Genomic DNA, 24,778 nt, shown 5'->3' on the forward strand with positions numbered 1-24,778 from the left:
CAGGACTTTTTATACCTGAAAACCGGTGATCTGACGCTTCCGAACGAGACAGCGTCTCTTAAATTTGACAACAACCATGAAGAACATATTCACAAACTATAAAACCCTCGCCCTGGCCCTGCTGGTATCGCTCTCAGGCTGCAACAACATTCTGGAGCCAGCACCCCGCCTGGATATTTCCTCCGAACAGGCCATCACCGATAAGCGGGGCGCTGAGGCGGCTTTGCTGGGGGCCTATAGTGAGTTGCAAAGCAACAGCTACTATGGCTTTGAGTACCCGGCCCTCGCCTACTTATCTGCTGATGAAGTGGACTGGTCGGGCTCCTACAACTTTTACCAGCAGTTCGACCTGAATGCCATTCCGGCCGAGAACAGCTCCATCAAGTCTGTCTGGGCGCAGATCTACCGGGTGATCAATGTCGCCAATACCATCATCGAAAAAGTGCCCGCCATCCAGGACAGAAGCCTGACCGATGCGCAGCGCCAGACGATCCTGGGAGAAGCTTACTTCCTGCGCGCCTTGTCTTATTTTGACCTGGGCCGGGCCTGGGGCGGCGTGCCGCTGGTGCTCCAACCTACCACAAACAAAACAAGCGGTAAGGGTATTAAACGATCTACGCTTGAGCAAACCTATGAGCAGGTGCTGGCAGACCTGGAGCAGGCCGAAACGTTACTGCCAGCTTTAACGGTTCGCTCCAGGGCCTCGAAAGAAGCAGTGTGGGCGCTGAAAGCCCGGTTATACTTGTACCAGCAGCAATGGGCGAAAGCCGAAGAGTACGCGACCCTGGTGATCGGGAGCGGGAATGCGAAACTGGTAAAACCCTACAGCGCCATTTACACCGGAAAACTGACGGAGGAAAGTATACTGGAACTCGCCTACGACAACGCCGACCGGAACGCCCATGCCAACTACTGGCTGCCCAGCAGCAAAGGCGGCCGCTATGAATGGAAGCCTTCGGCCAGCATTACGGCGGACCTGCAGAATACGGCTGTGGGAGGCGCCAGAAGCGCTTTGATCGGCTCTCAGGTAAACAACGGGAAAGAAATCGTTTACGGGCAGAAGTATAGCAAGATCGGTACGGGCGATGACGGCGCCTTTGTCCTTCGGCTGGCCGAGCAGTATCTCATTCGTGCGGAAGCCCGGCTAAAGCAATCCAACCTGAGCGGCGGCCTGGCTGACCTGAACACGGTAAGAGAACGCGCGGATTTAGCCCCGCTGGCGGCAACAGACACTGGCGCGGCGCTGCTGGCAGTAGAGCTGGAACGGAAAGTGGAGCTGGCTTTCGAAGGCCACCGCTGGTTCGACCTGATCCGCACCGGCAGGGCAGCAGCGGTGCTGGGCATTACGGACCCGAACAAATTCCGCTTCCCGATCCCCAACAGCGAGATCCTAGCTGATCCGGACCTGGATCCTGCGGATCAGAACCCGGGCTATTGAGTTGATCTTTTAAAGAGAGAAGGTGGCTTGCTTGTAGTTATTTGTACCTAGAGGCAAGCCACCTTTCTGTTTTATACTATAGGAAAATAAGCATGGGGAAGTATGTGCCAATAGCGCCTTACTTGCAAAGCATGGCTGCTGAAAGTATAGCAGCCGCAAACTTTTGTATCATCAGCCAAAGTTGTATCTTATTCATACTTATTGGAGTATCAGGCATACCCCCTAAACCAAAGCCATATGAAAAAGCTATACTTGCTGGTAGCGCTTGCGCTGTTTGTTACCGTTTATACGCCCTTTGCTGCGCACGCGCAAAAAGCAAAGGTGCCCGCGTTGCTGCTTCGCGCCGACGACATTGGCATGAACCACGCCGTGAACATGGGCGTAAAGCAACTGGCTGAATCGGGCCTGCCTTTCTCTGCTTCTGTTATGTTTGCCTGCCCCTGGTACCAGGAAGCGGTGGAGATCCTGAAAGCCCACCCCAATGTAGCCGTAGGCGTGCACCTGACGCTTAATGCAGAGTGGAAGAATTACCGCTGGGGGCCGGTAGCCGGGCGAAATGCCGCACCAAGCCTGGTAGACAGCCTAGGGTACTTCCTGCCTTCAACAGAAGCTTTCTTAAGCAGCAAGTACAAACTGGATGAGGTAGAAAAAGAACTGACCGCTCAGATCGAAAGAGCCTTAAACTCCGGCCTGAAAATAAGCTACGTAGATCCGCACATGGGCATGGCCCTGGCAACTCCGGAGCTGCAGGCAGTGACTGAAAAGCTGGCCCGCAAGTATAAACTGGGCATTTCGACCTACTTTGGCGAGGTGTACAAAACCATGTGGCCGGTGCCGGTCGAGACCAAAGCCAAAGAGTTTATGGCCTACGTAAACAACTTACAACCCGGCAGCCTGAATGTAGTGGAACTGCATGTGGCCCAGAGCAGCCCTGAAATGGAAGCATTAGTGGATATGAACAGCGACCTGATGAACACCAGCGACGGGAAACCGAAAGCCAGCCAGCATCGCCAGACCGAACTGAACATGTTGCTTTCGCCGGCCTTTAAGCCCCTGATCGGTAAAAAGTTTACGCTCCTGACCTATGCCGATCTCATAAAAGCGAATGGGCTTAGCAGCATGAAAGCGCCGCTCGTTCGCCCTTAACGGCAACCAAAACTTACTTCCGACAAAAGCCTATAACCCACATCCACAAGTATAAAAAAGGTGTTACGGCCAAGTTGCGCGTAAAATACACCTTTAATCATAGCGCTCTTAAAAACAAAATGAGAACACTTACCATAGCCGCTGCGCAATTCGAGCCCAAAGATGGTGATAAAGCCTACAACCTGGCCGTAATCGAAGAACTGACGGCGAAAGCAAAAGCCCGTGGCGCCGACGTGGTCAGCTTCCACGAAATGTCCATCACCGCTTATACTTTCCTGAAAGACCTGACGCGAGAAGAAGTTGTGGCCCTGGCCGAGCAGGTTCCCGCTGGTGAAAGCACCCAACAGCTTATCGGGCTGGCCCAGAAGTATGACATTGCTATTTTAGCCGGCTTGGTCGAGATCGAGGATGATGCCCTCTACAACACCTATGTATGCGTAGACCAGAACGGCTTTGTGGCCAGGCACCGCAAGATCCATCCGTTCATTAGTAAATACCTGTCTGCAGGTTCTGCCTATACTGTGTTTGAGCTGCAGGGCTGGAAATGCGGCATCCTGATCTGCTACGACAATAATGTAGTGGAGAACGTGCGGGCCACGGCCCTACTGGGAGCAGAGATCATTTTTGCACCCCATGTTACCATGTGCACACCTTCTGCTATGCCCGGCCGCGGTTACGTAGACGACAAACTGTGGCAGGCCCGGCACACAGACCCGGTGCCCTTACGGCTGGAGTTCGACGGGCCCAAAGGCAGGCGCTGGCTCATGCGCTGGCTCCCTGCCCGCGCCTTTGACAATGGCGTATACTACGTCTTCTCTAACCCCATCGGTTATGACGGCGAACATCTCAAGAACGGTAACGCCCTGATCCTGGACCCTTACGGGGAGGTGCTGACGGAATTAAAGAGCTTTGAGAACGACATTACCGTGGCCACGGTCACCGAAGACAAACTCACACTGGCCGGCGGCTACCGCTACAAAAACGCCAGAAGGCCGGAGCTCTACAGCGCCATTCTCGGGGCAGACCATACCTCGGAAACCAAGCCCGTCTGGCTCTCGGAGAAGGCACCGGCCCAAGACAAAGTATAAAGAAGGCTGTGATGTATACGTTGCGCTTTTGCATGTTCAAATTTACCCCCTATGCCCCTCGCCATTGACAAGTATATTGCCGGCTTCTCCGGTATTTTTGCAACGCAGAAAGATAGGCTGCCTTGGCATGTCACACAGAACCTGGCCGGGTTGCTGCAGGAAATGCTGCCCCACCTTGATGCGGCCTATGTTATCAGGGATGGGGTTGCGGTGCATAAAACGGCTATTGTAGAGAGCAACGTGGTTTTGAAAGCACCCGTGATTATTGGGGAAGGCTGCTTTATAGGTGCAAATGCCTATCTGCGAGGCGGCGTATACCTGGGCAAAGGCTCAACCATAGGCACAGGCTGCGAAGTAAAAACCAGCATTGTGCTACACCATAGCGCTATAGCACATTTCAACTTTATCGGCGACAGCCTTATCGGGAGCAACGTAAATTTTGAGGCGGGTGCCATCATTGCAAATCATTACAACGAAAGAAAAGACAAGCGCATCAGCGTAGTGGCCGGGGCAGAAATTATTGCCACCCAGGTGGAGAAGTTTGGTGCACTGGTTGGGGATAACTGTAAGATCGGTGCGAACGCTGTGCTCTCGCCGGGTACTGTGTTAGAAAAAGGCTCCCTTGTGAAGCGGTTGGCGCTGGTAGAGCAGCTGGCAGCTTCCTCATCCTGAGCAGGCGACTACTAAAAAAGCATCAGGCCGGCTACATACGTTGCAACCGGCCTGATGCTTTTAATTTATACCTTCAGCAGGATGAGTTTATACTTTAAGCTAACCCCGCCTCGTACATACTTCTTTATACTTTGATGTAGACCTTTCGCTTGTCCATTGCATAGCCAATAAGCCACAGCACCAGCATATAGCATACGGCGAACAGCAGCGAGGCATTTTTTGGTGCGAGCCATGTGGCAAAAGCATGCTGGTAGAGCCAGCCGTTCAGCCCCATGCCATCAATCCGGATCATCCCCATCACATCGACCAGCACGCCCGACATGGCATAAATGAAGAGCGGGTTTCGGCCAAACACCTCAAAGAAATACGTCCATCCTTTCAGGTTGGCTACTTCTATGACCAGCATCAGCACAGCCAGCACCACCAGGTCGATGCCCACTGTATAGAGCACATACGAGCTGGTCCAGATAGGCTTATTGATAGGGAAAGACATGTCCCATACGCGCGCCACAATAGTGAGCACAATGCCCGCCACCAGCAGCTTCAGCACCGTATTGCTGTTATTGCCGTTTTTTTGGATGAAAAGGCCTGCCAGAAATCCACCGATCACGTTTACGACTGCCGGTAGCGTACTAAGCAATCCCTCCGGATCGAATGGAATGCCGTAGCCATGGTACAGGTTTTTAGGCGCGATAAACAGCAGGTCGAACTTCAGGGCGGCATTGGCTTCCAGGCTGTAAGGATCAGGCTGGGTGCCAAAGTAATACATAATGGCCCAGTACGCCAACAGCGCGATAACACTGAAGACGATCGCCCCGATCACTTTAAAATAATGCACCACCAGGGCGGCAATGCCGTAGCACAGAGCAATGCGCTGCAATACGCCCATAATCCGCACGTCGGCAAAATTGATCATCGCCAGCTCGCCCGAATCAGTATGGGTCACAAACGGAAAGGCATTCAGAAAAAGACCTACCAAAAAGATCAACGCCGTTCTGGTAAACACTTTTTTGAGGAAAGCGCTTTCGTCCTGCCGTTCAAACCTGCGCATGCTGAAGCTCATGGCATTGCCTACCACAAACAGGAATGTGGGAAAAACCAGGTCCGTGATGGTAAAGCCATGCCAGGGAGAGTGCTCAAAAGGCGCGTAGATATTTTGCCAGCTGCCGGGCGTGTTCACCACGATCATCAGCGCGATCGTCATGCCCCGCAGCACATCGAGCGAGAGATAGCGCTGGCGGGGCGATTCCCGGAGCAGACCGGCATCGGTAACCGGGGCAGTACTTGCTGTAAAAAGCTTATTCATATGAAATTGGTTAGATGAAAATTCCCGTTATCTTCTCATCTCCCCGACAAGAAGTCTGTAAGCTGATGTGCGCTACTTTATACGTATGCATCAGGCGCAAAGGTGTTTAAACAACTGACTAACTGCTATTTACCTACCTTGTCTACCTTGTCGAAATACTCTTTCTGAAGCTCCAGCGTTTTGGTATCGGCTTTTACCACTTTCAGCGCTTTTACCAGAGCATTCACTTTTTCGTCTACCAGCAGCTTGCCCAGTTCCTTGGTTGCCTTTTCGCCCTCCCCGGCATAGTGGTTGGGGTAGCTGGCATACCACCAGATGCCGGTGTATAAGCCTGGCAACGAGAGCCGCTTCAGGTTCTCACCCGATTCCTGCTTGGCGCGCTCCTGCTTTACCAGGTCCGGACGCAAGTATAACAGGCTGGAGGTTTCGGTTTCGCCGCCATGCTGGTCGCCGGCCGGGTCCGATTTACGCATCTTCTTTTCTTTTGCCACAAATTCCGGACTTGGCTCCGGGTCGAAGAAATACACGGCATAGTTGCGGCGCTTGTCAAGCTGCGATTGCACAAAGTAACGCAGCAGTTCCGGGTTTCCGCCGTGCCCGTTCACGATCACGATCTTATTAAAGCCGTTGCGGGCAATTTCTTCACAGGTAGCATCCAGTAGGTCCCAGGCCAGGCGGTTGGGCAGCGAGAAGGTACCGGGCTGGTGGCGCGCTTCATTTATCTGGCCATAGAAATAGTCAGGGAACACAACGGCATACTCGTTCTTTGTAGCGCGCGCGGCCCACTCCCGTACATGGATCAGATCTGAGCCAATGGGGTCCTGCATGCCGTGCTTTTCCAGGATACCAATCGGAAGAATACACGTGCGGGAAGATTTCTCCAGTGCAACAGGCCAGTCGCTGGCCGTCAGCTCGTCCCAGCGGGCCGGAATATTCTGTGCTATGGCACCCGTGGTGAGTACCAGCAGTACTAATAGGAGTCCTGGTAGTTTCATAATCATAGAAGTAAGTATAAGCCGAAAAGTATAGAAGTGAGTAATCGCTCTTGTGAATGTATAATTTTCTTATGTTATTCAAAAGTCTTTTTTGATTTTTTTATTTATCTATACGCTGTCAACCTAAATAATTACCAATTACCTGTAAAACACTGGTACCCTGATGATCGTGTACCTGGTGTTAGCAGGCACACCCTGCCCTTCTGCTCCTGCAGAAAGTATAAGCGTGGTAAGTATACCTGCTAAAATTCTTCGGCTGATTAGCGCGTTTATACTACCTTAGCCGGCGCAACTGCTTTGGCAGCCTTCGTTATCTTTTAAACTAACTATACTTCTATGAGACCCTATATTTTAGCAGAAACAAACTGGAAAGAGATCAAAAAGGAGCCTTTTGAGGTGGCCGTTTTGCCTTGGGGCGCCACCGAAGCGCACAATTATCACCTGCCCTACGGTACCGACGTGATCGAATCGGATTACATTGCTGCCGAAGCGGCGCGCAAAGCCTGGGAAGCAGGTGCGCGGGTAATTGTACTGCCTACCATTCCGTTTGGGGTAAACACCGGCCAAACCGATATTTTGCTGGATATTAACATGAGCCCCAGCACGCAGGCTGCTGTGCTGAACGATGTGCTGGAGGTGCTCAACCGCCAGGGCATCCGGAAGCTGCTTATACTCAACAGCCATGGCGGCAACGACTTTAAGAACATCCTGCGGGAGCTTGGCTTAAAGTACCCGGATATGTTCCTTTCGAGCTGCAACTGGTTTCAATCTATGAACAAGTCAGAGTACTTCGAAAATGCCGGCGACCATGCCGATGAGATGGAAACGAGCCTGCTGCTGCACCTGCGACCGGACCTGGTGCTGCCCCTAGAGCAGGCCGGCGAGGGTCGTTCTAAAAAGCCCCGCATTCAGGCCTACCGCGAAGGCTGGGCATGGGCAGAGCGCAATTGGTCGCAGATATCAGAAGATACCGGCGTAGGTAACCCCAAGAAAGCGACCAAAGAGAAAGGCGAACGCTTTTTTGAGGACGTTACAAATAAAATGAGCCGCCTTTTTGTAGACCTGGCCCAGGCCAAGCTCAACGACCTTTATGAATAAAAAAGAGCGGGCCGCCAGTCAGAAGATGACAGGCGGCCCGCTCTTTTTCTTTAGCTGCGCTATTTTAGATAATGCAGGATCACTTCGATAGGTGTTTCCCCGATAAAAGACTTTACCAGCTTCCCCTCTTCTGAGAACACATACATGGCCGGAACAGGCGTAGAACCCATGTTCTCATAAATATCATTGGCCGTGGCAGAGGTAAAATGGATGTTCTGCTGGCCCGCCAGTTTGTAATCCTGCGCAAATTTAAGGAGCTGCGGGGCACCGGCATCCGATACAAAGTATACATTGTAAGGCGCAAATGCCTCCAGGTGCTCGCTTATCTGCGTTGCTTCGCGCTGGCAATGGTCACAGTCCGGCTGAAAAAGCACCAGGATCGTTTTGCCTTTCAGGCTGTGGGCCATAAACCGGGTGCCGTCCGCATTCGTCATCGGCAACCAGGGCAGCTCGTTTGTAGCATTTTTAGCCACTACCGGGGCAGCCTCCTGCTCTTTTGCGGCATTCTTTTTAAGGATCACATAAAATATGGCCGTTACCACCACAAGGGCAGCCACCACCGAAATCAGTATCTTTTTCATTCTCTTTCTTTTCCCTGGATTAAAACAGATCCTAAAGTTAAAATTATAATCGTGCAAAGCCAGCAAGGGCGCCTACGTCTTTCGGCCAGTACCAGGCTATGTTACCAGCCCTGCTGCAAGCCGTCCTGCAGGGCCAGCTGGTATCTTTCTTTATCAAACGAATATAAGTAGGGCGCCTTGTGTGCTCCTCCGCTTTTACGTTCCTCCAGCCGCTTCAGAATGCCATAACCCAGCATTTTCCTCTGAAAGTTCCGGCGGTCCAGCGCTTTGTTTAAAATGGTTTCGTAGAGTTTCTGGAGCTCGGGCATGGTAAATTTCTCAGGCAGCAGGTTGTAGCCGATGGGCTGGTAGGTCAGTTGGCGGCGAAGTGTCTCCAGGGCTTTGGCCAGTATCTGGCTATGGTCCAGCGCCAGGACAGGCACCTGCTGCAGGTCCCACCAGGCACAGGCATCGGAAATCGGGTCGGGCCTGGGAACGGCCGTTTGGAAATCGACCAGCGCGTAATAGCCCATCGAAACAAAACGCTGCCGCAGCCAATGGTCCTGATCCGGTGCTTTCCCCTGCCGGACCATCATCTCTCCGTTTAAATTTGGCTCGCTGCGGGCTACCTCTCCAAACAGGTAAAACTGGCGCAGGAACACGTCTTCCAGGCCGGTGCGGGATTGCAGTACCCGGACGGCGGCATCGTCTACATCCTCTTCTTTGCGGACAAAGCCGCCCGGTAGCGCCCATTGGGCGGCATGCTTCATCCGCAGCAAAAGCACCTTAAGCTGGTTGCCATGGAAGCCAAAGATCACGCAATCCACTGACAAGCCAGGGTGCAACAGTTTATGCCCGTTCTGAAGTATATCGTCCATCTTTTTACCTGTCGGTGCCTTAGGGCTGCCGGCACGAAATTAAACCATCCGGAAAGTATTCCAAAACCAGAAAATATTTTACATTGCGTCAGCAAGACACAAAGAAAACAAATATTTCTACAAAACCATTTAACATGAGCGTAACAAAACGAATGGTAAAGCAGCTTCCGGTAGCGCTGCTGCTGCTTACTGGGGTAGCCTGCAGCAACAGCAAAAGCACTCCCAGTGCCTCCGGCAGCCCAACAGCCTCAACTACCAAGGCCACCGCAGCCCCCTACCGCGACCTGAACAAGAATGGCAGAATGGATGTGTATGAGGACAGCACCCAAACAGTGGAAGCCCGCGTAAACGACATCCTGGCGCAGATGACGCTGGAGGAGAAAGCTGGCATGATGTTCATCAACGGCACGGTGATCAATGCCGATGGCACCATTGAGAAACAGCCCGGAGCCAAAGGATTTGCCGCTGCCCTGCCCTCCGCTGCCGAATCCATAGACGGCAAGCACATGAACCACTTTAACTTCTGGCAGGTACCTGATACCCGTGCGCTGGCCACAGGGTATAACGCCATCCAGAAAGTAGCGGAAAATACCCGCCTAGGCATCCCTGTTACCATTGCCTCGGACCCGCGCAACCATTTCAGCGAAACGATCTTCTCCATGGCCGCTACCGGCTTTTCGCAGTGGTGCGAACCGCTGGGCCTGGGCGCCATCGGCGACGAGGAACTAACCCGGCAGTTTGCCGACATTGCCCGCCAGGAGTATGTGGCCGTGGGGATGCGAGAGGCCCTGCACCCGCAGGTAGACCTGGCCACCGAACCGCGCTGGCCCCGCATCAGCGGCACCTTTGGCGAAGATGCCCAGCTCACCGCACGCATGGCCAAAGCCTACATCCTGGGCTTCCAGGGCGAGCAGCTGGGACCTAACAGCGTGGCCTGCATGACGAAGCACTTTACCGGTGGCGGCCCGCAAAAAGAAGGCCTCGATCCGCACTTCGAATTTCAGAAAGGCCAGGTATACCCGGGCCATAACTTTGCTTACCACCTGATCCCGTTCGAAGCGGCTTTTGAAGCAAACACTGCCGCCATTATGCCTTACTATGGCGTGCCCACCGGCCAGACAGATGAGGACGTGGCCTTCTCGTTTAACAAAGCCATTATTACCGGGCTGCTCCGCAACAAGTATAAATTCGATGGCGTGGTGTGCACCGACTGGGGCCTGATCACGGATGTGAACATGGGCGTGGCAGTTTGGCCGGCCCGCGCCTGGGGCGTAGAAAAACTGAGCCCCGAAGACCGGGTGAAGAAAGTCATTGATGCCGGTGTGGACCAGTTTGGCGGCGAGAGCCTGCCTGAGTTAGTGGTGCAACTGGTAAAAGCCGGTAAGCTGACCGAAGCGCGCCTAGATGAATCGGTGCGCCGCTTGCTGCGCCAGAAGTTTCAGCTCGGCCTCTTCGACAACCCCTATGTGGATGTGGAGAATGCCGTAAAAGTGCTCAGCAACCCCGCCTTTAAAGCAGCCGGCGAAGCCTCGCAGCGCCGCGCCATGACCCTGCTCAAGAACGAGGGCAAGGTGCTGCCGCTGCAGCCGGGCAAGCTAAAAATCTACGTAAAGAATGTGGACCCCAAAGTGGCAGCGCAGTATGGTACTGTGGTCGAGAACCCGAAGGAAGCGGATATTGCCATACTTCGCCTCAAAGCGCCCTGGTACCCGGTAGAGACGCAGAACCCTTTTGCCAAAGGGTTTCACCACGGCGACCTGGATTTTAAAGGCAAGGAAAAGGCTGACATCCTCCAGCTGCTCAAAACGGTACCGACGGTGGTGGACATTTACCTCGACCGCCCGGCCGTGATCCCCGAGATCAGCCGCCAGGCAAAAGGCCTGCTGGCAAACTTCGGCGCCAGCGATGCCGCCGTGCTGGATGTGATCTTCGGCAAAGCCCAGCCCGAAGGCAAACTGCCCTTTGAGCTACCTTCGTCGATGGAGGCCGTGCGCAACCAAAAGGAAGACCTGCCCTACGACTCCAAAGACCCCTTGTATAAGTTTGGATTCGGATTACGTTATTAATATCTTTCTATATTCTATATCGTAAGCCGATACTACCAGCTGCGCTTTGTTTTTTACAAAAAAGCCGGTAACCTGTCAGAATCAACAACCCGTATCAACGCACCATGCTAAACAGAAGAAACTTTTTTAAGACCACAGGCGCCCTGGCACTCGGCAGCCTGTTGCTGCCCGGCTGCGCCGGCAGTGCTGTCTCACAAGATAGCAGCCAGGCCGAAGGAGGCCGCAAAAACAGCACCACCGCCGGCAAGAAGCTGGCCGTTGGCCTGCAGCTTTACACAGTGCGCGAACTGATGGACCAGGACGTGCGGGGCACCCTGCAGAAAATTGCTACCATCGGCTACAAGAACCTCGAATCGGCTGCCGGTAAATCGGGCCACTACTATGGCATGAAACCCCGGGAATTTGCTGCCATGGCCGAGGACATGGGCATGAAACTGCGCAGCAGCCACGTGCTTCCGGGCAACCAGTTGCCACAGGAGGCGCCCCTGCCACCGGAATTTCTGACGCTGAACAACGGACTGCAGCAGCTGGTAGACATGGCCGCCGAATCGGGACAGGATTACCTGACCTGCGCCTTTATGTTCCCGAGCGAGCGCAAATCCATTGACCAGTATAAGCGGGCCATTGAGCTGTTTAACCGTGCTGGCGAGGCCTGTAAAAAAGCAGGGCTGAAATTTGCCTACCATAACCACGACTTTGAATTTGAAACCTTGGAAGGCCAGCACCCTTACGACCTGATTCTGGCCGAGACGGACAAAGACCTGGTAGGTATGGAGCTGGATCTTTACTGGGCCACCAAATCGGGCAACGATCCGGTAGCCTTGTTCGAACAGCACCCGGGCAGGTTCCCGATGTGGCACGTTAAGGACATGGATAATACCGATAAAAAGTTCTTTACCGAAGTAGGCAACGGCACCATCGATTTTAAGCGCATCTTCGACAAAGCAGATGTGGCCGGTATGAAATACTACTTTGTAGAGCAGGACCAGACGCCGGGCAACCCGCTGATCAGCATCACGACCAGCTACAACAACCTGGTGAAAGTGCTGAGCTAAGCCCCAACGTATAAACACCATAAATTAAAAAGGCTCCCCGTTTTACACGGGGAGCCTTTTTAATTTATGCGCCAATGGCCAGCAACTTATTTGGCTGCTACGCGCGGGCCGCTGCCGGCATCAAAGTAAACCCAATCCAGCTGCATAAAGCTTCTGTCTTTCACCTCCTTGTTACGGAACACAAAGAACAGCTCGTTTACACCTTGCGGACGGGTGCTTACCGGCAAGGCCACGGTGCGCCAGGCTCCATCCTCGGTACCCGGAGCGAAGGTGGCAGTGCCTACCAACCTGCCATTCGGCGCGCCGGCATGCACTTCAATGGTGCCGCCGTTTTTACCGGACATCAACTGGAAATGCAGCGCTTTTATACCTGTCAGATCAATGTTTTTAAACGAGATATAAGAGCCATCCTTGATATCGCTTACCACCGAAGCGCCGTCGCCATGCGGCTGCTGGCGCCCTACATTACGGAAGGAATCAAATTCCTCGGCCTGCACGCGCGGGTTGCGCAGCATGACCACCTGGCGGCCGGTGAGTGGCCCGGTTACTTTGTTGCCTTTGTCGGTATAGCTGGCCGAGATCACGTAGGTTCCTGCTTCGCCGGTGTGCTCTTTCAAAGTATAGCTGCCGGCTAACGGTAACCTGCTTTGCCCCCCGTCTGCCAGCGAGAGGATATACTGTACCATGGCGGTTGTTTCTTTCTGGGAAAGCTGCGGGTGAGCCGCCATCATCGTTTTGCCCCAGTTGCCGTTTCCGCCCGTAATGATCTTTTTGGCCAGCATCGGCTCGGCTGCGGCATTGCCCTTATACCTTGCCGCGACAGCTTTAAACGATGGCCCGATGGATTTCTCGTCCAGGGCATGGCACGACTGGCAATCGCTGCCGGCTACCAGGGTTTTGCCCCGGATAAACTTCACAGAGCCTCCTGCGGCATTCCCGGTGTTGGAACTTAACAGGGCCAGGTCGTTGCCTTCCGAAAGGTAATCGATGGCAAAGTTTACCTGGCCAGGATCGATGCCCTGGTTCAGCTGCCCGTCTTCTTTGTCGCGCACATTCACTTTGTAGTTCAGGGTGCTGTTGTCGAAATAAAAACTGCGGTTACCGGCCACCGCAATGGCTACCTCGGGCACATCGTTGCCTACTTTAATCTGCATTTCGGCTGTCGCTTTGTCGCCTTCCTTGTCCGTAACGGTCAGTTTAGGGCGGTAAACGCCAGGCTTGGTATAAGTGAAAACGGGGGCCGCTTCCGAAGATTCCTCGCCGGCACCTGACTGCCAGGCATAGGTCAGCGCATCCTCCTTGTCATAATCAAACGATTCTTTGCCCGAGAGCTTTACCTTGAAAGGCGCCGCGCCAACGGTTTTCTCCGCACTGATCTGGGCAACTGGCTGGCGATTGCCTTCGGCATACTCGATGCGCACCAATGTGGCATCGGGGTTGCGGGCAAAATAATTGGCGCCATACTGCAGCACATACATCGCGCCGTCGCGCCCGAACTTCATATCGATCGGGTGGGCAAATTTCTGGGTTGGCAAAAACGGTTCGATCTTCTGCAGGTCACCCTGCTCATTAAACGTCAGTACTTTCACCCAATCACGCGCCCACTCAAAAATGAACATCTTGTTATCGTAGTACTTCGGAAACTTATAACGTGAAGGGCTATAGTTGCCCGCATAATAAAACGGCCCGGCCATGGCACTGCGGGAGCCCGTGCCCAGCATCGGGAACTCCTCCGACTCGCCGTACGGATACCAGATCATGGCTTTTTGCGCCGGCGGCAGCATTTTGGAACCGTAGTTGTTCGGTGATTCGTTTACTGGCTGTTGCGGGTTAAAGCGGGGGCCCACCACGTTGGTAGCGAAGTTAAAATCAGCATAGGCTTTGTTGTCGCCTACAAAGTATGGCCAGCCGTAATAGCCCGGCTGACGGGCCTGGTTCCACTCGTCCTGGCTCAGCGGCCCGCGCTCATTGGCAACGCCGCCATCCGGGCCTACATCGCCCCAGTATACATAGCCGCGCTTGTCTACCGTCATGCGGTAAGGGTTGCGGGCGCCCATCACGTAAATTTCCGGACGTCCTTTGGAGCCATCTTTGGGAAACAGGTTACCCTCCGGGATAGTATAAGAGCCATCCGGCTGCACCTTGATTCGCAGTATCTTGCCGCGCAGGTCGTGGGTGTTACCCGAAGATTTCTGCGCATCAAAAGGACCGCGGCCCGGCCGCTCATCGATAGGCGTAAAGCCATCCGACTCTTTGGAGCTGGTATTGTCGCCGGTGGTCAGGTATAAATAGCCGTCGGGCCCAAAGTATACGTTGCCGGCCGAGTGGCAGCAGGTTTCGCGCTGCACCGGCACCTGCAGAACCACTTTCTCCGAACGCATGATCAGGCTGTCGCCGCCCAGCAGCTTAAAGCGCGACAGGTTCTGCACGGCTTTATCGCCTTCCGGCGAGTAGTAGAGGTAAATGTAGTTGTTCTTTTCAAAATTCGGGTCCAGTTCCAGGCCCAGCAAACCGTCTTCGTAATTGCCTTCGGTGTGCACATCCAGGTTAGCTATCACGCGGGTGGCTTTCTTCTCCGGCTCATACAACTTCAGGGTGCCCAGGCGCTCGATAAATAAAACACGGCCATCGCGCATGATCTCCATTTCGATCGGCTCGTGGAGGTAGGTATCCAGCACCACCTGCAGGAACCGGTTGTCTTCGGGCACCTGCTCGGTGTAGGCATGCTCGTAATTCAGTGCAGGGCCTTCCAGCGTATACTTGATACCGCCCAGCAGGTGCTTGAGGAGATCCTTGTTTTTGTAGCTGTCGGGCGTGCCGCCGGCGGAAGTATAAAACATGCGGCCGCCATCATACGCCCGGTACCACGACACAGGCGCCTTCTGCTGCGTTTGCACCACCACCTTGGCTTCGGGGCTCAGGTCCGACAGGTTGTAGAACGCATCGGACTGGGTCCAGCTTTTAGGCAGTCCTTCGGTGAGCGGCTTCTCCTCTCCTGCCACTTGCAGGCTAACGGTCGAAACAGTTGCCAGGCTGTCGGGCTGTTTGTTATAGGTGGCGCCCAGCATTTTGTTGAACCAGGGCCATTGGTAGCGGGAACTGCCCGGAACATGTATGGCTGCCAGGCCGCCGCCGGCCTGCACAAAGCGCTCGATCTCGTTTTGCTGGCGGGTATTGAGCACATCCTGCGAAGTATGCAGGAACACTACCGCACCGTAGTTTTGAAGCGAGTCTTCTGCAAAATAGGCGGGATTGGAAGTAGTATCGGCCGTGATCTTGTTCTCTGAAACATAAGCGGCAAGCGCCTGCATTGCCTGGTTTGAGGCTTGCTGCCCGGCGGTGTTCTTAGAGAAAATGAGCACTTTGTCGGGTCTCTTGCCGGAACAACTGCAAATAAGGAAGGCAAAAAGCAAGAAAAGACAGGAACTGCCTGCTTTTACAGAAGAGTGCACTCGTATCATTTAACGTAGTTTTATGCTTAAATTAAAGAAGACATTCGTACAGTCAATTTAGGAATAGTTTGTAGTTCTGGCAAGTACAAACTGTAGAATCCGGTGTTATACTTTCAATTTAATGCCTGAGTTCACCAATTGGACTGGCATTTTATACCTGTTAGCCGCTCATTGCTTCTACTTAGGCGCTTATACCCTACGTGCTGCCGTGAAGCCCAGCTTTATACTTGTGTTATTTAATGTTTTAATGAACTTTATTTAAGTCAAAACTGCTATCCTTGTATACTTACCAGGTTCTTGATTTTGACTAAAAACTGTTGCTGTATATAAAACATGCACAATGCTGGTTTAAAGTAATAGTTTTCAAAAATTTGTTTAAATTCAGCCAACCTATTCACCTTAACCTACCCATCGCATGAGACGTGTTACGTATCTGTGCCTGCTCTTCGTGTTCCCCTTTTTATTCAGTTGCCAGGAAAAGCAGGACCAGGCAGCGCTTGACAACTTTTCGCGCACGCAGCTCCTTGCCTGGAATGACCATCTAAGTGAGATCATTATCAAGGATATCTTTTCGCCGCCTGTTGCCAGCCGCCTTTATACTTACCCCAACATTGCTGCCTACGAAGCATTGGTACCGGGGAACCCGACCTACGTGTCGCTGGAAGGACAGCTGAACGGGCTGACCGCCGTGCCCAAACCTGCACCTGGCCAGGAGATCTATTACCCGGCTTCCAGCGTGATCGCATTTGCCACGGTTGGCAAAAAACTTACTTTGGTAGAAGCCAATCTGCAAAAGTATGAAGATCAGTACCTGGATCAGATCAGGGCGATCGGTATCAAAAAAGAGGTACTCGCTAATTCTATCGCTTATGGCCGCCAGGTGGGAGAGCACATTCTGGCCTGGTCCAAAAAAGACAACTACAAAGAGACCCGGGCACTTACCCGCCATATCCTTACCAAAAAGCCGGATGCATGGCAGCCCACCGCCCCGGATTATTCCACAGCCATAGAACCGCACTGGAACAAGATCCGTCCTTTTCTGATGGACTCTGCTGCCGCTTTTAAACCGGAATTACCGGCGCCATTTGATTCTACGGCTTCCTCTCCGTTCCATAAAGAGGCCGAGAAAGTGTATGAACTGGTAAAAAACATAGATGACGAAAAGTTGCTTATTGCCCGCTTCTGGGACGATAACCCGAATGTGTCTTATACCAAAGGCCATGTTACCTACTTCAAGCAGAAGTTAACGCCTCCGGGCCATTGGGTCTCTATCACCAATTATGCTATCCGGCAAAAGAAACTCAGTTTGATGGAAGCCGCTGAAACCTATGTGCTGGTAACAACGGCTATGTCAGATGGCTTTATCAGCTGCTGGGACTCCAAATTCAAGCTGAACTCCATCCGCCCCGTTACTTATATTAACCGCTACATAGACGAGAACTGGGAACCAATATTGCAAACGCCTCCTTTTCCGGAGTTTCCGAGCGGCCACAGCGTTATTTCGGCGGCTGTCGCGACCGTGCTTACGCACGAGTTCGGGGATTCTTTTGCATTTGTAGACTCCACCCAGATGGCGATCGGCTTGCCTCCCCGTAAGTTCAGCTCCTTTAACCAGGCCGCTATAGAAGTAGGCAACAGCCGCGTGTATGGCGGCATCCATTTCTTCCCGGCCTGCGACCTTGGCGCAGCGCAGGGAAAAGCCATCGGCAACTTTGTTCTGACAAAGCTGCACACCCGCAAAACGGATAAAACAGCGCAGCTTAGCATTAAGTAAGCGTTTATACTTACTAAAGAGGGCCTGCCGGTTATACTATCCCGGTAGGCCCTCTTTCTGTTTACATTAGCATAAAACCAATTCAGCATTAGCTGGATTTTCGCTTTTCCTGAACCTTATTTCTTTACAACTGCCACTTTGCTTTTTGGCTGCTTGCTGTTGTTCTGCAGCACAAGTATAGCAGGCCCTTCTTTCATCCATTTCTGCTGTATGGCAGGTGGCGCAGGTGTGTAAATAAACGACCCAAGTATAAGGTCCAGGTCATTGTCCTGGTCGTAATCGGCTGCTTCCATGGTAAGCCAGTGGCCTGTCTGGGACTGAGGGAACGTGCTGGCCTTAAAAGTATGGTCTGATTGCTGCTGCAAGTATACAAATCCTTTTTCAGGCGCGTTTTTAAAATCAGGGAAAAAGGAAATGGCTGCCAGGTCCAGGTCACCATCCTGGTCAAAGTCGCGTGCCAGCACCTTGGATGCACCTGGCATCGGGTAAAAGAAACTTTCACGGAAGGTATTTTGGCCGTTGTTCAGCAGTACCCGGATACCATGGTATGGCTTGAGCACGGGAGAGTAATCTGCATTGTCGCCGTTGGAGAGCACGATGTCCAGATGGCCATCCTTGTTAAAATCCACCAGTTCAAAGTAACTCAGCTCATACACCGGCGGAAACTGCACCAGCGTCTTTTCTTCAAAAGCTCCATTTCCCTTGTTATAAAACACCTTGACAGACTCCGTGGCCTGTGCAAACATAGCAACCACATCCAGTCGCCCATCGCCATTCAGATCAGTGACCTCTGCTTTGCGGGCGCCGGGCAGGTTTTTCAGCACAACAGGTTTATACTTGCCCGGGCTTATCTGCCGGTACCAAACCAGCGCACCCAGGTTATTGCCGTACTGGCACACAATCAGGTCCTCTAACTGGTCGCCATCCAGGTCAGCTTTCGTCATACTTACCGGGCGGCGCAGGCCCTGGAGCTGCAGCTCAGGAACAGCATCCTTAAAGGGACCCGTGACTTGGGCAAGCTGCCCCTGCTTTACATCCGACGGGTTCATGTGGCCGATTGTCAGCACCTGGTAGGTTCCGTTTTATTTTACTACATCCACCGGCGCAGAGGCCAGCTGCACAGAGTCTGTTACCTGCAGATTTTTATTTAGTTGAAAGAGCCAGTTGCGCAGGTCGCCCACTCAAAGCGCCTGTGCCGCCGGCTCATACTTCACCAGCGTGGTCAGCGCATACTTCCCTTTGTTCAAGACAGGGGTGATGACAGTAAAATCCGCCAGCGCGGGTGCTACGGCGGGTGTTGCCGGTAAAGTAAGTTTGTCGGGTGCATGCTGCAGGTAGTAAGCCACAATCTTGTCCCAGTCCCGCTGCGCCATCAGCGGCCGCTCCGGAAATATCTTTGCCTGCATCAGCTCGGTCACCTCTTCAGGCGGCTTATTCATGTAGAGGCTGCTGCCCGAAGGGTTTATTCCTAACCTAAGTCCCATTTGCGGCAAAACACCTTCCTGCCAGGTTGCTTTATCCAGCAACGCAGGCTCCGGAAACGCGTGGCAGGCCCGGCAATATGCCTGCGCCAGTTGCTGCCCGTTTAAGTGAAGCGTTTCGGTGGTATCAGGCAGGCTGACAGGTTGCTGGTTTGCCTGCCCGCCCTCAGCTGCTGACGTATGATCCGGGCTGCCGGAGCAACTGCTCAACAGCGCTACCGCTACAAAGAGTCTGGCAAATTGCATCCTAAAGTTGTACCTGGCGGCTGTGGCCGCTAAAATCCTTTATTTCTACCGAGGCCATATCCTGTGTTAGGGGCAGCTTGCGCGACGACTGCGACAAGTATGTCTGGCCGTAGTAGAACTCCTTTACCTGCTTTTTACCGTTTCTGTAAGTGATCGTCACCAGACAATCCAGCGGTTGCAGGGCTAGTACTTTGGTTTGCCTTACTGGTTTACTAGTAGAAGCAAAGATGCGCAGGCTATCGTTATTCTGGGTTACCAGGGTTAGCTTTTGCCCGTTAGCGCCAAATACCTGCGCCATACCTTTAGCATCGCCATCCACAAAGAAACCGCTTTTTGAAAGTGGTGTTGGTAAAAACCCGCCTTTGCCATTTCCTTTCAGATAAAGGCCGGTAAATGCATCGTAGCGACCGGTAAACACCTCTGTTCCATAATCATTGCCAACCAGGAGCAGGTCCGGGTTGCCATCACCGTCTACGTCATCGGGTTGCATGCCATACACGGGCGCTACCTGGGCAGCTTTCGGAAGCACGCGCAATTTAAATTTGCCCTGGCCCAGGTTTTCGAGGTAGCTACTCTGGAAGTGGGTAGCCTGCATCTGCACAGCGCCTTCCCGCTCTGTTGCCGGGATCACTTCATCGATGGTGGCTTTGGCAAAATGAACGTAGCGCGGAAATATACTTCGGGTGCGGGGCATCTGGGCATTCAGGTCATCGCGCGTGTGCATCGGGAAAGGCTTCATCGTGCCGTCTTCGGCTTTGAGGTAGCAGGCCAGCACCGGATCTAAACTTCCGTTGCTGTCAAAATCCTTGGCAATGATGCTCAGCGGCTGGCTAGCCGAGGCCACGTAGTTGGTATTCAGGCCCAGGTTGCCCGCCACATAGTCTATATCGCCGTCGTTGTCAAAATCTGCCGCAGCCAGGCTGTTCCACCAACCCGTATAAAGTGCAACGCCGGTTGTTTTGGTCACGTTGCTGAACTTTCCGTTTTTGTTCTGTAGAAACGTGACCGGCAGCCACTCCCCGGCAAGCACCAGGTCCACGTTGCCATCGCCGTCAAAGTCAGACCAAAGGGCGTCCGAGATCATGCCCAGGTTCTTCAGCATGGGGCTCACCGTTGCGGTTACATCCGTAAAGCGGCCTTTATTGTTTTGGAGGATGTAGCTTTGCGGGGCCAGCGGGTATTTGCCGGGCACTACCCGGCCTGCCACAAACAGGTCCAGATCACCGTCCTTGTCATAATCTGCGGCTCTCACGCAGGACTTACTGGCAGTTAACACCGGAAGCGCATCCGTGGCGCGTATAAAGTTACCTTTGCCATTGTTTAAGTATAACTGGTCCTGCAGCTGCGGGGCGCCTTCTAGAAACTCGTAGCTGCCGCTGGCGGCATACAGGTCAAGATCGCCATCGTTATCAGCATCAAACAGCAGCACGCCCATGTCCTCCCCTGTTTTGCCTGCGGGCAGGTTTCCTTTCGCCAACCGGAAAGTACCATCCGGCTGCTGCGTAAACAGGCCTCCTGCTTTGCCGGCAGCCCCGCCAATGTAAAAGTCATCCAGCCCGTCGCCGTTTACATCGCCGGCCGCAATACCCGGGCCGAGCTGCGAGAGTTTATGCGGCAGCGTACGTTGCCAGTTAAAATCTATTTCATCCTCTTCTTCGCTTTTATAGGTGACCCCTAAGGCGGTAGCAACCTCTTTAAACGCCAGTTGCTGACCTGCGGATCTTTGCACTGGTTTAACAACCCCGGCATTTTTCTGATCGAGCACCAGTACCTGATCCGCCTTTATGTTCCGGAGAAGCTGGGTAGAGCCATCCGGCCATACAACTTTCAGCGAATCTACCTGCTGCACCTTGCCCAAACCAAAATGGGCTGTCGGCTCCACAGACGACAGGTACCCTTTGTACACGCTGTTCTCGTGCAGCTGCACCTGGCCTTTGCCATAGTAGATGGTGGCCGTAGCACCCAGACCTGCGCCATTGAGAGCCTTACCCTTGAATTTAGCCCGCAAATAATGGTTTTTTGGAGCGCTCTCTTTAGAAGTATACAGGCTGTTACGGTACACAAAGGCACTGTCGTTGATGTTGTTTACCACAAAGTCCAGGTCGCCATCATTGTCCAGGTCGGCATAAGCTGCCCCGTTCGAGAAAGAAGGTATGTCCAGGCCCCAGTTCTTGGTTTCATCGCTAAAGGAAACATCGCCTTTATTTTTATAGGCATAGTTCGATATCTTAACAGTTGGCATAGAGTCTACGAGGAACGCATTCCCCCCTACTGCACCAGCTGGCCCGTTGCGGTATACTCTGAAATCTAAGTCAGTCAGGTCTTTAGGGAAACCATTGGTGATGATCACATCCCGCAGCCCGTCGTTGTCAAAATCTGCTACTAAAGGTGTCCAGCTCCAGTCTGTTTGGTACAGGCCCGTCATCTGAGCGACTTCGCTGAAAACCGGGTGTCCTTTTGGGGTTATTCCCTGGTTAAGCTGCAGCGTGTTGCGGATATACTGGTACTGGTAGCCATAGATATCGTTGTTGAGATAAGTGGCATAGTTGTTTGCCATCAACATCATTTTCTTGCGCTTGTTGCCTTCTGGCAGCATGTCCAGTGCCAGGATATCCACTAGTCCATCGTTGTTAATATCTGTCACGCTGTTACCCATGGCCGAGGAGCTGGTGTGTTTAATGTAATCGGCTATTTTATTTGTGAATGTCCCGTCCTGGTTGTTGATATAAAGCAGGTCGTTGGAGAGATAGTCGTTGGTAATGTAAATGTCCGGCCAGCCATCCAGATTGATATCATTGATGGCTATGCCCAATCCAAAGCCTTCAATTAAAATTCCTGCCTCACGCGATACATTGGTAAACGTTCCGTTGCCGTTGTTGCGGTACAGCCGGTCCGTGTTCTGCGCCGACCCGTCGGTGATCTTTTTTCGGTAATTACTCGGCACACCCTTGTTGATCACACTAATGACCACATATAAATCTAAGTCGCCGTCTTTGTCATAATCAAAAAAAGCAGCATTGGTCGTATAGCCAGTGTCTGCTATGCCATACCTGGCGGCTGCTTCCGTAAACGTGGGCACCCCATTCTTATCCAAGCCATTGTTGATGTATAACAGATTTGCCCGGCTAAGGGAATCCTTTTTCATGGTGGCGCCTACATACATATCCAGCCAGCCATCGTTGTTGATATCCACCAAAGCTACCCCGGAACACCATTTTCCTTCGCCGGTCACATGCGCTTTCACAGTAATGTCATCAAACCTAAAATCGCCTTTGTTGAGGTATAGCTTGTTAGAGACCATGTTGCCCGTAAAATATATATCCGGCAGGCCATCATTATTGAAGTCCCCTATTCCTACGCCACCCCCATTATAGATATATTCTGTCTGAAGCACATTCATTGTGTCCGACTCCTGAATACGGTTAGAAAAGGCAATGCCGGTCTGCTCAACAGGCAGCCGCTCGAAAAGATGATGCTCTTCCTGTTTACAGGCAGGCAACAGAAGCACGGCTAAGATAAGTGTTACAAGCTGATGAGTGTTAGTAAAACGCATAAGGAAGCAGGAAGACAAATAGGCAGAGGCAGTATAAATCATCCACTAAGCTACAAAGCCAAGTAGTTATTATTTTGGTTCATAACTAAAGTCAATATACAAAATAAGGGCAAGGTTTACCCTTGCCCTTATACTTAAATTCAAATTACTCTTATTCTTCCTCCAGTTGAAGGTAAAACTAAAAGAAGGTGGCCCGCTTAATAGCCAGGATTTTGCGTAAGCACTGATACACCATCTACTGTCTGTAGATCAATCTGCCGCTGTGGAATAGGGAAGTATTCATTTTTGCCTTTTACAAAATTACCTTCCTTCACATCCGGAATCCTGCTTCCCTCATAGTTGAAAAAGTTATTCAAAACCTTATCAGCTATACCCCAGCGCACAAGATCGAAGAAACGGTGGCCTTCCAGCGCCAATTCCAGCTTACGCTCAAAGTAGATAGCTTCTAGAGCTTTCTGCTGTCCAATGCTGCTAAAATATCCGTCAGCATAAGTGGCAATTTTATAATTCGCCGCCGGAGTGCTTGTAAAACCTTCCAGTGGTTTTGCCGGATTCTTGTAGGTATTGACAACGTTCTCTGGTCTGGCAGCTCTGGCACGCACCATGTTCACATAAGTTTCCGCCTGACTCAGATTCCCTAACTGCGCTTCGGCTTCTGCGGCCATTAGCAGGACATCGGCAAAGCGTATAACAAGTACGTTAATGGCTGAGCCTGGAGCCCAGGAGTGCTGGTCGGAATATGTTTCTGCTGTGGCCTGCCAGTAAACGTGCTTTTCAGAAGAATACGGACCGGCAGAGGATTGTTCGCGAATCCATGCTGAACCAGGATGCAGTCCCCAATCAAGGAAAGGAATACCACGACGGCCAACTGTCCAGTCCAAACGGGGATCCACAGGACCCTGATCTGGTGTAAACGACTGATCTGAGCCAATTCCCTGATCAGTTTTAAGTGCATCTGAGTTATATGAATCTGGCTCAGGCAGACCTTGTGCCGTGGTGCGGTACGAGTTCGCCAGGTCTAAGGTCGGTTGGTAAAAACCACAGCAACGGAAAGGGCTATTGTACGGATAGTTTAGCATCTCGCCCTGATTAGCATTTGCAATATCGTTGGTACCATCATTAGCTACCATCTGAATGGCAAACACAGACTCTTTGTTATTCTCGGCAGAAGCAGTCCAGTTATCCTTGAACTTATCCACTAAGCCATACTTTAAGCCATTAGAGGTTACACCCTCCGAAATAACCTTGTCGAAAATAGCCTTTGCCTCCGCAAACTTGTGTTCGAACATATAGGCCTTACCTAAGTATGCAGCCGCAGCCCATTTATTAGCTCGCCCCACTTCAGCCTGGGTATTAGGCAGGTTGTCCATCGCAAATTGGAAATCAGCCTCGATATTAGGCCAAATATCCACGTTGTTCGGTTGGTTGAAGTCAGTAGTTGTTTCGTCGATCCAAGGCACCATGTTAAACATCTTCTTCAATTCGAAGTAGTAGTGCCCACGCAGGAAACGTGCTTCTGCTTCAATTCTTTGCCTGTCGCCTTCCGTAACATCTTCCGCCTTACTTAGCAAGTTTAGCACAGAGTTGGTGCGGGATATTCCCTCGTACATAGCCCTCCATTTAAGGTTAATAAAGCCATTGCTCGGGTCTATACTAAATGTTGCAATAGGGTTAATGCCCGGCTGGTCGGCACCGTTACTGCCTTTGTGAGCATCTCCTCCAGCTACACTGCCATACACCCAGTTGGTAGGGGATGTTTCCCAGTTACCAATGCCGATGCCATCGAGAGCACCGTAAGCACCAATCAATAGTTTCTCCACACCTGCTTTATTGGCTAAAACCTGGTCACTTAGGGCACCGATGGCAGGCTTGTCCAGAAATTCATCCTCGCAAGAGGATATCAGCGGCAGCGTTGCCATAATAGCTCCGCAAACTATATATTTAAACCTTTTCATATGAAAAATATTAAA

At 52.2% G+C, this 24,778-nt stretch carries 17 protein-coding genes; 8 read left to right on the plus strand and 9 right to left on the minus strand.

Translation table 11 applies throughout. The features are described 5' to 3' along the window. The first annotated feature begins 76 nt into the window (after nucleotides 1–76). The 4 genes from LWL52_RS18745 to LWL52_RS18760 all read left to right on the plus strand — a co-directional run bounded on the left by LWL52_RS18745 (nucleotide 77) and on the right by LWL52_RS18760 (nucleotide 4,344). Nucleotides 77–1,438 (plus strand): RagB/SusD family nutrient uptake outer membrane protein, encoded by a 1,362-nt coding sequence (locus tag LWL52_RS18745; RefSeq protein WP_242923195.1) that lies wholly within the window; start codon nucleotides 77–79, stop codon nucleotides 1,436–1,438. A gap of 237 nt (nucleotides 1,439–1,675) precedes the next feature. Further along, a complete protein-coding gene (locus LWL52_RS18750) occupies nucleotides 1,676–2,584 on the plus strand; it encodes a ChbG/HpnK family deacetylase (protein WP_242923197.1) in 909 nt (302 codons plus the stop codon). Nucleotides 2,585–2,703: 119 nt separating this feature from the next. Beyond that, on the plus strand, nucleotides 2,704–3,672 hold the full coding sequence (locus LWL52_RS18755; protein ID WP_242923199.1) for a nitrilase family protein: 969 nt from the start codon (nucleotides 2,704–2,706) through the stop codon (nucleotides 3,670–3,672). Between the two features lie 51 nt (nucleotides 3,673–3,723). Continuing rightward, entirely contained in the window at nucleotides 3,724–4,344 is a 621-nt protein-coding gene (locus LWL52_RS18760; RefSeq protein ID WP_242923201.1) for a DapH/DapD/GlmU-related protein, read from the plus strand. Nucleotides 4,345–4,468: 124 nt separating this feature from the next. On the opposite strand, the gene LWL52_RS18765 is transcribed toward LWL52_RS18760, so the two are convergent. Continuing rightward, entirely contained in the window at nucleotides 4,469–5,650 is a 1,182-nt protein-coding gene (locus LWL52_RS18765; protein ID WP_242923209.1) for an acyltransferase family protein, read from the minus strand. Between the two features lie 125 nt (nucleotides 5,651–5,775). Next, a complete protein-coding gene (locus LWL52_RS18770; RefSeq protein ID WP_242923211.1) occupies nucleotides 5,776–6,645 on the minus strand; it encodes a creatininase family protein in 870 nt (289 codons plus the stop codon). A gap of 336 nt (nucleotides 6,646–6,981) precedes the next feature. Here LWL52_RS18770 and LWL52_RS18775 point away from each other — a divergent pair, with 336 nt between their 5' ends. After that, nucleotides 6,982–7,743, plus strand: a complete 762-nt coding sequence (locus LWL52_RS18775; protein ID WP_242923213.1) for a creatininase family protein — start codon at nucleotides 6,982–6,984, stop codon at nucleotides 7,741–7,743. A gap of 59 nt (nucleotides 7,744–7,802) precedes the next feature. Here LWL52_RS18775 and LWL52_RS18780 read toward each other — a convergent pair whose 3' ends face one another. Both LWL52_RS18780 and LWL52_RS18785 read right to left on the minus strand, forming a co-directional pair. Continuing rightward, nucleotides 7,803–8,324 (minus strand): TlpA family protein disulfide reductase, encoded by a 522-nt coding sequence (locus LWL52_RS18780; protein WP_242923215.1) that lies wholly within the window; start codon nucleotides 8,322–8,324, stop codon nucleotides 7,803–7,805. Nucleotides 8,325–8,425: 101 nt separating this feature from the next. Continuing rightward, nucleotides 8,426–9,181, minus strand: coding sequence for an NUDIX hydrolase (locus tag LWL52_RS18785; RefSeq protein WP_242923217.1), 756 nt, complete (start codon nucleotides 9,179–9,181; stop codon nucleotides 8,426–8,428). A gap of 134 nt (nucleotides 9,182–9,315) precedes the next feature. On the opposite strand from LWL52_RS18785, the gene LWL52_RS18790 reads away from it, so the two are divergent. Both LWL52_RS18790 and LWL52_RS18795 read left to right on the plus strand, forming a co-directional pair. Continuing rightward, nucleotides 9,316–11,247, plus strand: coding sequence for a glycoside hydrolase family 3 protein (locus tag LWL52_RS18790; RefSeq protein ID WP_242923220.1), 1,932 nt, complete (start codon nucleotides 9,316–9,318; stop codon nucleotides 11,245–11,247). A gap of 104 nt (nucleotides 11,248–11,351) precedes the next feature. Then, nucleotides 11,352–12,302 (plus strand): sugar phosphate isomerase/epimerase family protein, encoded by a 951-nt coding sequence (locus tag LWL52_RS18795; RefSeq protein ID WP_242923222.1) that lies wholly within the window; start codon nucleotides 11,352–11,354, stop codon nucleotides 12,300–12,302. A gap of 86 nt (nucleotides 12,303–12,388) precedes the next feature. Here LWL52_RS18795 and LWL52_RS18800 read toward each other — a convergent pair whose 3' ends face one another. After that, a complete protein-coding gene (locus LWL52_RS18800) occupies nucleotides 12,389–15,664 on the minus strand; it encodes a ThuA domain-containing protein (RefSeq protein ID WP_242923224.1) in 3,276 nt (1,091 codons plus the stop codon). A 505-nt stretch (nucleotides 15,665–16,169) separates the two neighbouring features. Here LWL52_RS18800 and LWL52_RS18805 point away from each other — a divergent pair. Next, nucleotides 16,170–17,528 (plus strand): vanadium-dependent haloperoxidase, encoded by a 1,359-nt coding sequence (locus LWL52_RS18805; protein WP_242923226.1) that lies wholly within the window; start codon nucleotides 16,170–16,172, stop codon nucleotides 17,526–17,528. A 116-nt stretch (nucleotides 17,529–17,644) separates the two neighbouring features. Here LWL52_RS18805 and LWL52_RS18810 read toward each other — a convergent pair whose 3' ends face one another. From LWL52_RS18810 to LWL52_RS18825, 4 genes are all read right to left on the minus strand, one after another. After that, the gene (locus tag LWL52_RS18810; protein ID WP_242923228.1) at nucleotides 17,645–18,595 is read right to left on the minus strand and encodes an FG-GAP repeat domain-containing protein; all 951 of its coding nucleotides are present in this window, start codon (nucleotides 18,593–18,595) and stop codon (nucleotides 17,645–17,647) included. A 114-nt stretch (nucleotides 18,596–18,709) separates the two neighbouring features. Next, on the minus strand, nucleotides 18,710–19,255 hold the full coding sequence (locus LWL52_RS18815) for a hypothetical protein (protein WP_242923230.1): 546 nt from the start codon (nucleotides 19,253–19,255) through the stop codon (nucleotides 18,710–18,712). 1 nt (nucleotide 19,256) lies between these two features. Next, nucleotides 19,257–22,763, minus strand: coding sequence for a VCBS repeat-containing protein (locus tag LWL52_RS18820; protein ID WP_367615723.1), 3,507 nt, complete (start codon nucleotides 22,761–22,763; stop codon nucleotides 19,257–19,259). Between the two features lie 242 nt (nucleotides 22,764–23,005). Beyond that, complete coding sequence (locus tag LWL52_RS18825; RefSeq protein WP_242923234.1) at nucleotides 23,006–24,763, minus strand: RagB/SusD family nutrient uptake outer membrane protein; 1,758 nt, start codon at nucleotides 24,761–24,763, stop codon at nucleotides 23,006–23,008. Nucleotides 24,764–24,778: the final 15 nt, after the last annotated feature.

Source organism: Pontibacter liquoris (assembly GCF_022758235.1).
GTDB lineage: Bacteria > Bacteroidota > Bacteroidia > Cytophagales > Hymenobacteraceae > Pontibacter > Pontibacter liquoris.

Bases quoted from the DNA above. Each gene is read 5' to 3' on its own strand.
- LWL52_RS18745 (WP_242923195.1), top strand. From the start codon at position 77: ATGAAGAACATATTCACAAACTATAAAACCCTCGCCCTGGCCCTGCTG.
- LWL52_RS18750 (WP_242923197.1), top strand. From the start codon at position 1,676: ATGAAAAAGCTATACTTGCTGGTAGCGCTTGCGCTGTTTGTTACCGTT.
- LWL52_RS18755 (WP_242923199.1), top strand. From the start codon at position 2,704: ATGAGAACACTTACCATAGCCGCTGCGCAATTCGAGCCCAAAGATGGT.
- LWL52_RS18760 (WP_242923201.1), top strand. From the start codon at position 3,724: ATGCCCCTCGCCATTGACAAGTATATTGCCGGCTTCTCCGGTATTTTT.
- LWL52_RS18765 (WP_242923209.1), bottom strand. From the start codon at position 5,650: ATGAATAAGCTTTTTACAGCAAGTACTGCCCCGGTTACCGATGCCGGT.
- LWL52_RS18770 (WP_242923211.1), bottom strand. From the start codon at position 6,645: ATGAAACTACCAGGACTCCTATTAGTACTGCTGGTACTCACCACGGGT.
- LWL52_RS18775 (WP_242923213.1), top strand. From the start codon at position 6,982: ATGAGACCCTATATTTTAGCAGAAACAAACTGGAAAGAGATCAAAAAG.
- LWL52_RS18780 (WP_242923215.1), bottom strand. From the start codon at position 8,324: ATGAAAAAGATACTGATTTCGGTGGTGGCTGCCCTTGTGGTGGTAACG.
- LWL52_RS18785 (WP_242923217.1), bottom strand. From the start codon at position 9,181: ATGGACGATATACTTCAGAACGGGCATAAACTGTTGCACCCTGGCTTG.
- LWL52_RS18790 (WP_242923220.1), top strand. From the start codon at position 9,316: ATGAGCGTAACAAAACGAATGGTAAAGCAGCTTCCGGTAGCGCTGCTG.
- LWL52_RS18795 (WP_242923222.1), top strand. From the start codon at position 11,352: ATGCTAAACAGAAGAAACTTTTTTAAGACCACAGGCGCCCTGGCACTC.
- LWL52_RS18805 (WP_242923226.1), top strand. From the start codon at position 16,170: ATGAGACGTGTTACGTATCTGTGCCTGCTCTTCGTGTTCCCCTTTTTA.
- LWL52_RS18815 (WP_242923230.1), bottom strand. From the start codon at position 19,255: ATGCAATTTGCCAGACTCTTTGTAGCGGTAGCGCTGTTGAGCAGTTGC.
- LWL52_RS18825 (WP_242923234.1), bottom strand. From the start codon at position 24,763: ATGAAAAGGTTTAAATATATAGTTTGCGGAGCTATTATGGCAACGCTG.